The sequence below is a fragment of the Mycoplasma sp. NEAQ87857 genome, from assembly GCF_009792315.1.
In the GTDB taxonomy this organism is placed as follows: domain Bacteria; phylum Bacillota_I; class Bacilli_A; order Mycoplasmatales; family Metamycoplasmataceae; genus Mycoplasmopsis.
Map to the genome: position 1 here is coordinate 880,975 of NZ_CP045542.1, position 14,492 is coordinate 895,466.

Genomic DNA, 14,492 nt, shown 5'->3' on the forward strand with positions numbered 1-14,492 from the left:
AGTTTTTAATTTGTTTAAAATTATTTATTTCATGAATAAAAAATAAAAAAATTCCTAAGTTTTATCCTTAGGAATTTTAAAAAAACTAAACTATTTTTTCTTTCTTGTAAATATAGCACCAATTCAAAATGCTATTGAAGCAATTAGTGCAATAGGAATTAAATATCAAGCGGTTTTATTGTTTGATTTCATTCCATCAATATCATTTATTACTCTTTCTAACAACTCTATAGCATTGTTTATTTGATTATGATCATTAGTTAGACCTTTGTTATTTTTACCTAAAATACTATTAGTTTTAATAAACTCAATAGCATCAGTAAGGTTAGTTTGTTTATCTGGGTTAGTTTTAGCAAATAAATCACTATCAATTAAATCATTTGCTTGGTTGAATTTATTAATTAATGTACCGTGTTTATCATTTAAATTACTAGAAGCATCTTTTAATTCAATTAAACTTGGTTCATTGTTTAATGATTTAGCTTTATTAGCTAAATCCTTAATTAATTCTGGTTCAAGATTTGGTAAATTGCTAATGTGATTTATAGTTTGATCAATTAAATCTTTGATTAGTTTAATTTCTTTATCAGCTTTATTTAATTGTTCTTTGATTTTATTATTTATTTTAGTTATTTGGTCTTTAACTTTAGCTGGATGGTTATTTAAAACATCAATTGCTTGGTTTATAGCATCGTTGATTGCTTTAATAATTGGGTCTTTAATATTGCTTAGTAAGAAATCAAAGTTATTATTTTTAATTAAATCATTTTTACTATCAATTGCTTCTAATATCGCATCTTCAAGCTTAATTTTGCCCACTAAATTGTTGATTTTATCTTTAGCTTTAGCATAATTGATTGCTGTAGGGCGTTTGATTTTATTTAATTCTTTATCGATATTATCCACTAAATTATTAAATTTGTCTTTAAGACTGTTAGATAAATTAGAATTATTAATTTCTTTTTTAGCTTTTTGTTTAGTATCTAAATAATCTGCTTTAGCTATAGCATCTTTAACATTATCTACAGCTTTATTTAACTGATTAATTAAATTATTAATATCAGTTTCACTAGCATCTTCATCATTAATCGAGTCATTAATTTGTTTGATTAAATCTTTAATTTCTTTAGATAAATTGATTTTATCTACTGGATTTACTAATGAATTGCTTAGATCTTTTAATACATCTTTAGCATCTTTGATTGATGCTTTAGCTTTGGTATTAATGATTTCTTTAACTAATTCCTTAGTAACTTCTTCAACTAATTTAGTATTAGATTTATCAAGGCTATTTACCTTATTAACAAGATCTTTGATCTTATTGATTTCATTAGGATATTTATCTTTTAATTTCTTGATTAAATCATTTGCGTCAATAATAGTTTTATCTAATTTAGCATTAGCTAAATCATTCAGTAATTTATTATTATTGTTGATTATTTGATTTGAAGTTTTATTATCTAAATTATCTAATGCATCCTTAATTGAATTATCTAATTTATCAATTATAGGATTATATTTATTGTTATCAATAGTATCTATATAATCCTTAATTTTGTTAATTGTAGCATCAATGATTGTTTCATTGATTGCTTTATCAACTTCTTCTTTAGCTTTTTCATAATCTATTGCTTTAGGATTAGTTATTTTGCTTAATTGATCTTTGATGTTATTTACTTTGTTAACTAATTCTTCTTTAGTTTTATCATCTAAAGAAGAATTATCATTTGTTAAATCATTAGCTAGATTAATACTATTTTCATAATCAGCTTTTTTAACTTCTTTATTTGCTTCAGTGATTGCTTGATCTAAATCATTAATTGCGTCAATTATTTCTTCTTTAGATAAATTATTAATTGCATCATTAGTTTTATTGATTAAATCATTGATTTTGGTAGTTAAATCTTGTTTTTGATCATCATTTAACAATGATTTATCTACTAGATCTAAAATTTCTTTTGCATCAGTGATTTTAGCTTTAGCTTTAATATCAATAACGTCTTTATTTAATGATTTAGTTGCTTGATCAACTAAATCATTAGCATCTTTATTGATGTTTGAATTATTATTGATGCTATTGTTTAATTGATCAATTAGATCTTGATATTTATTTGGATTTTTATTTAATTCATCTAATAAATCTTTAGCATCAATAATTGCTTTATCTAATTTAGCATTATCTAAATCATTAATTAACTTATTATTATCTTGAATGATTTCATTAGTAGTTTTATCATCATTAGCAATTAAACTAGTTTCAATAGCGTTGTTTAATGTATTTTTGATATCTTGATATTTATCATTATCTTTAATACTATTAATTCATTGTTTAGCATCAATAATAGTTTTATTTAATTTAGCCTTAGCTATAGCTTTAGCTAAATCATCAATCGCTTGTTTTTGTTTGTTTTTTAGTTCATTAGTCATTGCATTAGATGCTACTTGATCAACTACGTCTTGAGCTTGATTGATCGCTTGAGTTAAATCATTAATGATTTTGTTATAAAGATCATTACTATTTAATTGATCTTTTAATTTCTTTGCTTCAATAATTTGATTTTTAAGCTTAATGTGATCTAAAGCATCTTCTAAATCACTAGTAGCTTTAATAATAGTTGCTTGATCATCAGTGTTTAATGTTTGTTTTGCTGTTTCTATAGCATCATTTAATTCTTTTGTCAAATCAGTATCATCAATAGAATTTAAATAATCTTTACTTGTTTGAATCAGGTCTTTGAGTTTATCTAAAACAATACTTAATTGATCATATCTTCTATTAGCTTCAGTAAAAGCTAAGTTTAATTTCTCGATATCATTATTAATAGTATCTAAATCACTATTATGATTAATTAAATCGTTATAAGTATCATTCATTACTAATGGTAAATTACCTCTTAAATTAACTTGAGTATCTTTAGTATTAGTATTTAATCAATCATTAACTTGATTAATTAAATCTTTTAATTGACTTTTAGCTCTTGCTAGATTTAATAGTTCTGGGACATTAATTTTTATACTTACAATTTCATTATAAATAGCATTAACTTCATCATTTAATTTTGCTAAATCCTCTTTAGCAAAATTAGTTGTATCAGTAGCTTTTTTATGCTCTAGTTCAATGAATTTGTTAAAGGTATTTTTAATACCATTATCAAATTCATTATGGATTTTAGTTTTAAAATCTTGCTTAATAGCAGCTAAATTAGCTTCAGTAACTTTATCTGATGCTTTAGCAGTAGTAAATAAAGCATCAATAATAGCATCTTGTTCGTTTTTATATACTATATTACCATTTAAACCATTGCTATTATTGTCAATATCAACCATCTTAATTAATTGATCATAAGTATTTTTAACTATGGCTAAATCATCTTTTAGACCTAAATTAAACTTAATAAGTCCTTTAGGTGCTAAAGTTTTAGCAATTAAATCATTAATTACATCTTTTAAGTTATTACCTTTATCATCTAAGGTAGTATTTTTGGTAAATTTAGCTGAATTTTTAATACTATTAATTGCAACAATTAATGCATTAAGATCTAAATAAGCTTTATTTAGATCTTTAGCTTTTGCTTCTATTTCATAAACTTCAACATTAGTTTTAGCATTATTAATATCATTAGCTAATTTATTTTTAAGTGTAATATCAAGCTGTTTTAATTTATTAATATTGCTTATAGCAATACTTTGAGCAGCTTTTAAAATATCTAAACCATCTAAAGCTTTAGTTTTAGCATCTAAATCAATTGCTAAAGTATTTAATTCTTTAGCAGGATTATCAACCATAGCATCTTTAGCTAAACCATTATTGTTAAATAATTGATCTTTAGTAATAGTTGTATTAACTAATAAATTATTGCTTTCATTATTTAACTTACTATTAGCATTAGCTAAAGAAGCATCAAAAGCAATTTTACTTATTGAATCTACTACATTTGGATAATTACTATAATCTTTAGCATTAATATATTCAATAGATTCTTTAGTTTCATTAGCTTTATTAACTATATTAATTAAATGATTTGAAGAAGCATTTAATTCATTAATATTATCTAAAGCATTATTTAATTTAGTTGTAGTTATATTAAATAAATCATTGACTTTATTTTCAATTAAACCTTTAATATTAGTTTCATTAGTTACCTCATTATATAAATCATCAACTAATTTATTTATATTATCTTTAGTAGCAGAATCTACATTTGCTACATTAGATTTAACCTTAGAAGCTAAATCTAATAATCTTGTTGCTTGAATAATTTCTTCTAAGTTATAATCAAACATTAAAGTATTATTAGCTTGATCAAACATTGCATTAGTTAATTGAACTTTAATATTATTTAATTCATTAGCAGTTAAATTATTGAAGTTAGTATCATTAATTAAACTTAAAGCATAAGTTTTTGATACATCATTAAAGATTTGATTTAATTTTGCATTAAGTTTTTGTATTAAATTAGGTTGATGTAAGTATCTAATTAAATCTTCTTTAATTTTGTTTTGTTCTGCAGTTGCTGTTGTTGAATTACCATCATTAATTGCTTGAATTACTGCTTGTTTGATTTGTTCTAGATTATCATTGACATTTAAATTAACTTTAGTAGCTATTTTAGCTAATAAGATATTGTCTAAATTGCTTGTAATAATAGTATTAACTAAATTATTAATATTTGAAGTATCTAAAGTATTAGCTTTAGTATTTAAAACGCTATTAATAATGTCTTTATAAATTTGATTGTGCTCAAGTTTAGCATTAATTGCATTAATAATATCATTATCTGTTGCTAAAGTATCAAGATTTAATTTAGCTTTTAAAGCATCTTTATTAGCAATTAATTCTAAAGCTTTTGTAATGTTATTGCTAATAGTTAAATTGTTTAATTTAGCTAAATCACTAGCAGGTAAAAGATCTTTTACTAGATCTTTTAAGGTTTGGTTTTTAGCATATGAATAAACTAAGTTTGATTTAAGAACTTTATTAGCTGCTTGAAGATTATAATCATTAATGCTTGCTAATAGATCATAAAGCTTATCATTAGCATCACTAGCAGTATTTGCAGTAGTATTAATGTTAGCTTCAGTATTTAAATCAATCGCTTCTATTTCTTTAGTTTCATTAACTTTTGAACCTTTACCTTCTTTTCAATTATTAATAATCTTATTAATATCAGTTTTAACATCCTCAATATCATTTAATATCTCTTTAGCAATTTCTTTGAATCGATCATTGTTAAAGATTGGATTATTATTAATTGTGTTATCTAATTTATTAATTTTGTCATTAATAAATTCAACTTTATTAATGATTTCTACAGTTTTAGATTTTAAATTAGTAGCTTCATTTTTAGAATTATCTTTATCAATATTGTTAATTGCATCTAAAATTGAATTTTTAAGCTTTTCTTTAACATCATTATCTGTAATTACTGAATCAGTAATTCTATTATCTAAATCTTTTATAAGATTATCTTTAAAGGTTTTAGCTGATTCTTCTAATTTCGCTTTAGCTAATTTTAATTCATTTAAAATTGTATCTACTTGATCTTTGGTTAAATCATTACCATTTGTCTTATCTAAAACACTAGTAGCATTATTTAATGCTTGATCAAAAGCTAATTGAGTTTCTGTAGAAGCAAATTTATATTCACTAGCAGTTTTATTTTTATAAGTATCTAAGATTGAATTTGCTTGATCATTTTGGTTATTAGGATTAACATAGTCATTTAAAACTTGCATTGAATTATTTAATTTATTAGCTAAATCTAAAATTGAATTTGCTAATGGATGATTAATATCTCTATTATTCCCTATTAAATCATCAATGTAATTAGCAGCTATTACTTTTTGTTTAAATGATTCTTTTTGAGCATTATTAAGATAATTTAAGTTTTGAATTTGATCAATTACTTGATCTTTAGTTTCTTGTAATTTAGCTAATCCATTTAAATTATCTAAAGCAATAGTTAATTCATTAACTTTATTATTAATATCATCTAAATTGCTTGAAATGATTTTAGCATCTTCAACATTATTAATGTCATTAATAATGTTTGACATATTATTAAATTTAGCTTCCACTTCATTTTGTAAGTCTAAATCTGAATTATTAAATTTAATAGTGTTAGCTTTTTCATTGTTATATCGATCAATTACATTTTTAATACCAGTATAACTATTGTTTAAAGCACTAGCTTTAATTAATTGATCATTAATTAAAGTTGAATCATTTGATGAATCAATAATGTTATTAAAATTAGTTTTAATAACATTATCTAAATGTTCTAAATTATTGATTTCAAGCTTGGTTTTAGCTTTTAATAAAGCTAAATTAATATCTTCTAAAGCATTTTGTAATTCTTTAGCTTTAGCAACTAAATCATACCCTTGATTATTAGTTACTTTAAAGATATTACTATCACTAATGTGTTGCTTAATAGCGTCTTTAATAGTATTAAAGTCGCTATTATTATATTCATTTGATCCAAATTCTTCACCAGTAGTAAATTTATTTAATAAGTTATTATATTTTGCTAATTGTTCATTAATTAATTTAGTTCCAGCATTTTTTGCATCAGTTTTAAGTTTGTTAGTTCTTAAAATTAAATCATTATAATCACTAACATTAGTAATATTTAAATTAATATTATTACTATCAAACTTAGATTCATCATCTAAGTTTGAAGCTATAGATTTAATTAAATTATTGTTAGCTGGATTATTATTAGCATTATATGAAGCATCAAGCTTAATATCATTTAAATAATTATTTTCTCTAATAGCATTAATCGTTTTATAAGCATCTTTTAAAGCATTAATAAAGTTATCTTTAACTAAAATAACTTTAGCTTCTCCAGTTAAACTATCTCAAGCAGTATTTAATTTAACTCTAGAGTTTTCTAATTGATTTAAATAGTTATTAAAGTTTAAATCATTAGTTGTTAAATTGCTATGAGTATTAATAATATTGTTATTAGTGTATTCATATAATTTAGTTAATTCATCTTTAGCAGCAATAAATTTATTTTTATTGTTTCTAGAACTTAAAATATAGTTTAATGAATTATTTGAATTACTAAATTTAGTTAAATCATCTTTGATTAATTTAGTTTGTTGATCTAATTGATTTAATTTATTAAATACTTGAAGTTTATTTTCAATAGTACTATCATCATTAATTGCTTCTTTAAATAATTTATCTAAAGCTGTAGATAAATTATTTTTTGTATTAACAGCTTTAGATAATTCATTAATTAAAGCTGTTCTTTTTGTTTCTAAATCAGTAGTTTTATCAACTATCTCATCTGCAGGGTTATTAACATTCATTAAAGCATTAACTTGATCTTTTATAGTATTTAAATCACTAATAGCGTTAATTAATTGGTTGTTATCTAAATCTTTAACTATGGTATTTAAATTATTTGAATAATTGCTTAAGATCTTATTTAATACCTTAGCTGCAGCTATTTTATTTTTATCAATGTTAGTTCATTTATATAAATCTTCTAAATTAGCATCTATTTGATCAATTTTATTAGCAGTTAATAATGCTGTTTTAACATTATTGACTTTATTTTGTAAATCATCTGCTAAATCAGTTAAATCTAAAGATCTAAGCTCTAGAATAACTTTTTTAGCTTCAGTAATATATTCATTAGATTTAGTTTCAATTAATGCACCATGAAGATCATTAATTGCTTTATTTAATTCGGTTACATTACTATCATTATCTCTTTTACTATCTTCTGCAGTAGTGATTGAAGAAGATAATTTAGTTAAATTATCACCTGTTAATTTATTTGAATCTTTTAAATCTTTAGCATAAGTGATTAATTTAGCTAATGCATCATTAGCTAAAGCTACTGCAGCACTACCATTAAGGTTATCTTTAGTAGTATTTAAATTATCTTTAGCTTCAGTTATTTTTGAAATATCTAAATCACTGTAATTGTTATCAATGATATTATTAACTTTCTCTAAAGCTTTACCAAATTCATTTCTAGAAGTTTCATCAGCATTAATATAATTAATTGAACTTTTATCTTTTAAATCATTAGGAATATTATCTAGATTATCTCTTAAACTTTCCATTGCATTATTTAATTTAATCGCTTGATCTAAAATAGAGTTTAAACTAGGGTTATCAACATTATTGTTTGAAGTAATTTGATCTAAAGTAGTGGCTTTAGACACTTGATCTTTTAATGCTTCACGTTGTTTATTGGTTAATTTAAGCAACTTATCTAATTTGGTATTAGCTTGATCTTTAAGATCATTTAAACGCTTTTCTCCATCTAAAGCATTTAAAGTTGTATTTAGATTCTCAATTAATGGTTTAACAGTATCTAAATCAGTTGATATTCCTTTTAATGATTCAGAATCATTAATATTTTGGACTTTAGAGTTATCTAAAGTATTAAATGCTTGTTTTAAGTTATTTTGAGCTTCTACTGAGGAATTATTAAATAGATTTGAACCAAAATTATCTCCAGTTTTTGATTTTAAATCTTTAATAATATCTGCTAAATCTTTATATGCATTATCTAAATCTTTAGCTTTTGTAGTTATATTATTAATATCATTTTCATTAGCGATATCAATATTATTATTTAACTGAGTTTTAGCTTCATTTGATAAATGATTCAATTTAGCAATATCTGCTTTTGCTTTAGCTTTTAAGGTATCTAATTTAGCTTTAGATATTGCTTTATCTAATTCAATAGCAGCATTTACTTTAGTTAAATTATTAGCATTAGTTTCTGCTTGTTTAGCTTTAGCAATAGCTTGATTTAAGTTATCTTTAATCCCGTTAAAGAATGATGATTTATGCTCATCATTATCATATTCATTATTATTAACTCATTTATTTGCTTCATTAGTAGCATTAGTTATTGCTTCAGTTAATGCAGAATTTGCAGCTGTAGTTGTTTTATTAGCTAAAGTTAAGTTTTGTAGTTCTGTTAATTGAGCTTTATTAGTAATATTTACACTTAAACTAGTATCTACATCATCTTTAGTATTAATATTTCCATTTACTGATACTGCAGTAGTTACACTAGGATTAGTTGCTTTAGATATTTCTTCATCTAAATCGATATTTTTAGTTAAATTATTAGTATTATCTTTAATTAAATTATTAATTTCAATCGCTTCTTTTAAGTCATTAATAAATTTCTTTTTAGCTTCTTCAATTTCAGTTAAATCATTTAACTTATTATATTCAGTAGATAATGTACTTAATTTATTTTCTAAACTAGTTAAGTAAGTACTACTATTAGTTACAACATTTTCAGTAAATCCACTATTTGTAGCACTTCCTTTATTGTTTGAATCAATTAATTTCTCTACTTCTGCTAAAGCGGCTTTATAACTTGATCCATAAGGAGAAAGGTCTATTTTATTAGTATCTGTTTCAGTATAAAGAACCTTATTATCTTTAATCTTTTTAAATAACTTATCAATTCTTACAGCGTTATTATAAGCATTAATTGCATTTGTTAAATTATTATCATCATTAGAAATATATGTTTTAAAAGCATTAGCAATAGTAGCATCAATATTAGTTAAAGAATCAATTTCTTTAGCTAATTTAGCTCTTGCATCAGTTATAGAACTATCTAAAGCAGTAGCTTTATTATTAATATCATCCTTATTAACTTTAGGATAAACTAAATCTAATTGACTTCTAGCATCATCTACTGCAGTTATAGAATGTCTTAAAACATTATCCATAGGATAATCATTAATCATTACTGAAACTCTATTATCAACACCTTGTCCCATTTTATCTTTGATTAATTTAGCTTTTAATCTTGATTCTTGGAGTTTGATTTCTGCATCAAGTTTCTCAGCATATAACACTATAGTGCTATTATTTGAACCTGTATTTTGTAAAACTCTATCTAAATCATTAATCTTATTCATTAAAATACTTGATTCTTTAGTTAAATGATTATTATCTAATTGAGTTTTTAATATTTTAGCTTCTAGTATTTTTTGTTTAGCTTTAGCTTTAGAAATAGCTTTGGTTAAGCTTGCAATATCATTATTTAAATCTCTAACACTATTTTTATGAGCTTCTTTATTGGTTGTTGCAGTATTTATAGCGGTTAATAATTCTGCTTTAATGCTATTATCTAATTCATTTGAAGAATGTAAGGTATTAGCATTTGCAATTAAATTAGTAAGCTCATTCATTACATTTCTTAAAATTAAATTACCATCTAAATTGCTAATTGCAGTAGTAACTGCATTAGTTTGGTTTTCTAAAGTGGTTTTTGCATTATCTAAAGCATTAGTATTAGTTATAGAATTAATAGCTGATATTAAGTTATTTTTAATAACTCCTGAATCATTAATATTGGTTGATAATGTATTTTTAGCATTTTGTAATGCATTTTTGTTATTTGCTGAAGCGTTATTATAGTTATTTCTATCTTCTTGAGATAATGAAGCTGAATCTAGTACTAAATTATTATATTTATCAATTACAGCTTTAGTATTTGTTGCTTGAGTATCAATAGCTTTAAGTTTTAAAACATAATTATTGATATCTGCTTCATTTGAATTAGTAGTAATAAGATTTTTTAATCTTGTTTTTTGACCTTGATCAAAGTATTGTAATCTATCTATTTCTGCTTGTCTTTCTCTAACAAAGACTAATTTACCATCTAAAGCATCAATTTTTGCTTTTAAATCACTAGCTCAATCAGTTACTTCTCGTTCATTAACTAATTGATTAATTTTTAAATCATTAATTGATGTTAAAGAATTAATAGCAGTAGCTAATTTAGAATTAATTTGGTTAATTTTGGCATCTAAAGCATTTTTGTTAGATGCTTTAGTGTATACAATGCTATTTTTTACATCTAAATATCTTTGAACTTGAGTTCTAAAATCATTAGCTTTAGTATCAATTCTTTTTAATTCATTAGTTAAATCAGTTGCACCTTGAAGATAAGTTTTATTTCTTCTTGGTCAATCTCAAGAAGTTAAAGCATCCTTATAGGTATCTTTAATACCTTGAGAGAAGTTATTTAATCCTTGAATTTGAGATCTAAGATTTTCTAAGTTAGTTTCACCATTTAATGAATTATATGCATGAGCAATACTATTTGAAGTTGTATTACCAGCCATATATCTATCAATAGTATCTTTTGAAGTTTGGTTTTGTAAATTTGATGGAGTAATAAGTTTTAATTTATACTCATTACCATTACGTTCAAATAATGTCTTAAAACTTGTTAAAAGATCATCATAAACAGTTTTATTATTAGCATATTTATAATTATTTGAATTATAAACAGTTTGTTCAGTATTATCTTTAAGATATTTAATTGCTTTAAATAATGAATTATTATCTCTATTAGTACTTGGATCACCATTAAATTCAACTAAATAATTAATTAATTTATTAGCTTCATCAACTGTAGGTTTATTATAAACTTCATTTAAATAAAAGTTAGCTAAAGCAGTAGTAAATAAATCTAAATTCTTAGCTTTATTTAAATTAGTTAAACGATCTAGCCCATGAAGAGCATCATATCTTAATTTAACTTTAGTTAAAGTACCATTTAATGCATTAATTGTAGTTGATACATTTTTAATATCTAATGGTGTATTTACATATGCATTATGTTTTAGTTTATTATTGTTATCAAACTTCAATCTTAAATCAGTTAAATCTCTATCATAATTAGTTTTAGAACTATCAGTTGCAAATCTATAATTAGCTCTCATATCAGGTGTAACATACATTTCATTAGGTAAATCAAATTTGATAGCTACATATTGCTTATTACCTATTTCTACTGCATTTTTTCCATTATAAACTTGATCTGCTGAAGTATTTAATAAAACCGCATTGTCTTTAATGTGTTTAGCATCAGATAAACTTGAAGAGTTAGTTTTATTAAAACTTGCAACAAATTGAGTTTTAATAGTATCATCAATATAATTTAATGCTCTAACATTATCAGTTAAAGTATCAAAATGAGTTTGAATTGCATTATCTATTGCAGTAATTAAATTATTTAATTCTGTTACATATCTATCATAATTAGAAGTTTTATAAGGAACTACTATGTAGCTTCCAGTATCATTATTTAAAATATTTATTCCATCATTAGTACTATAAACTGCATTAGCAATAAATGATGATTTATTTTTGGCTTCAGTAGCATATCTTTTTAAAATCTCATTAGCATCAGCAACAAATTTAGCTACTTCTGCATTTTCTAAATATTTTTCATTATCTTTTAAGTGTTTATCTAAATCAAACATCTTTTTAAATAAACTATTTCAATCAAAGTTATAACCATTAAAAATATGAGGATCAGTACTATTGTAAAAATTATTTTTATAAGTATCTTTAGTATCTTTTGATACAGCTATAAGAGCTCTATTTCAATCAATACCATCTAATTCAACAACTGTAGATCCAATTCTAGAAAATCTAGTTCTAGGAATACTTCATTTTCTATTAGTTACAGTAGTATCAATATCTGAAGGAGCAGCAAAAACAAAGTTATTATCAACTTTAGGGTTTAACATTTTTGCATATCCATCTCTAGGACCTCAATTATGTTCTTCTCTAATAGAACTAGCGTGGAAAGTTATACCTGATTTTTCATATTCGTTTAAATCATAACTATTAGTTGCATTGTATGTGTTTCAATGAGGATCAGTGGTATGACCAAATACTTCTACTAAGTTACCATTTTGTTTTTGGTAATATTTGTAATTTGCTATAGGAAGTTTAAAATCAATATTAGTTGTATTTTTCTTATATGAATTAATTTTTACTGGAAGAGGTCTATTGGTTGTGCGTTGATGCACTCAAAAATTACCAACAGCTAAATTACCACCTTTATCTCTTCCTGAAAGATTATTTGCATCATAAACTAAATAATTAGTTGCTCCAATGTATGATGCATCTTTACTTCTACTTGCTGAAGAAGGTTTTCAAAAATCTTTCTTTTTGAACTTCATAGTTATATAAATATTTGTACCAGATTGCTCTCATGGTGGGATATCTTTTGCATTTCAACTAAGTTGTAAAGCACTACCAAAAGTAGTAGCAAGGGAATTTAATTGTTTAACTCCAGGCGCTACTTTTGTAACATTATTGTAATAATCTTCCCAAACATTTGAATTACGTAAAAATTGCCCTTGAAAACCTGCAGATAGTATATTAGAATTTAATCCATTAATATTCTTATCAACGTGATGAATATCTTGATCTAATAAATGTCAATTATTTACAACTTTTGGATAACCAAAAGTTAGTTTTTCATTAGAATTTCAATGAGCTGCATAAAATGTAGATCCTATATGACCAGCTTTATCAGAATCTCCATAATATTTAAAAAGTGGTAACCCTCATCCTTGTCTTCCAATTTCATCATTTTTTGAATTAAAATCAATTTTATGATGCTTTAAGTTAAAAGTAAATTCTTTTTTACCCTTATAGTCCCAATTATAGTTATTGTGTTGAGCAACTCAAGTTACTTTCACTTCTTGAGGAGTTCCATCTTGTTTAGTAATAACTGGTTCAAAATCATCTGATCAAATAATATTCATTCTCATTAATGAATTATGATAGTTTGGTAGATTTCCTAATCACGCATTACTTTGATTTCTTAATGTTTGCATCCCGAATTCAAATCTATAAGTTTGCTCATTAGCATTTAATCCACCATCATCAACTCTAACTACTTTAACAAATTGTTCAGCTCCACCTTCTCTAGAAGTAATTGTTTTAAATACTTCCTCTGGAAATTGATCACTTTTACTTAAAATAAGAAATTTATTTTGATCATTAAAGGTTTTTAAAGCGTTAGGATCATTAGTTGACAAATCACCAATATTAAAATCATTTAAATATTGAACTTGAGAGTTATTATTATTTAATAAATCAGGTTTATAGTAACTTTTTATACCTTGTGATCCGTAATTAACAAAATATCTATTATTTTCATCTCTTAAATTCAAATCTGAATTAAAATAACGCATATATGCATTATTAAAATTATAAAAAGTATTGTCAACCTTAAATAAATCAGTATTATTAATTAATGAAGTAAATTTTGTAATTGTGTCTCTCTTAAAGAAATATTTATTAACAGTGTTGTTGATATCTGTAGGTAAATAATCTGTAAACTTCTTAGTATTTGCATTATAACCATTGTTATTTGATGCAGCAATAGAAGCAAAAGAAGTAGTAATTCCCACTGTAGAAAGTATAATAAAAGGTACTTTTTTAAACTTGTTTTTATGCATAATGCCCCTTTTAAAATTATTAGTAAATAAATATTAAAAATATTGTGAAATACCAAAATTATATATATATATATATATATATGCAAGGGGTATTTGAATAGTTAGACAAAATTTAAAGTCTTAAAACTTTTTTATTACTTATATTTTTTAATTTTTTTGAATAAAAAATATAAGTTTTATCATTGTGTATTAAGCGATAGTTATTAAACCATTAA

The 14,492-nt window shown here is 23.5% G+C and carries 1 protein-coding gene; it reads right to left on the bottom strand.

Going from position 1 to position 14,492, the window contains the following annotated elements:
• Window positions 1-90: 90 nt before the first annotated feature.
• The gene (locus GE118_RS03170; RefSeq protein ID WP_158763989.1) at window positions 91-14,277 is read right to left on the bottom strand and encodes an FIVAR domain-containing protein; all 14,187 of its coding nucleotides are present in this window, start codon (window positions 14,275-14,277) and stop codon (window positions 91-93) included.
• Window positions 14,278-14,492 lie beyond the last annotated feature (215 nt).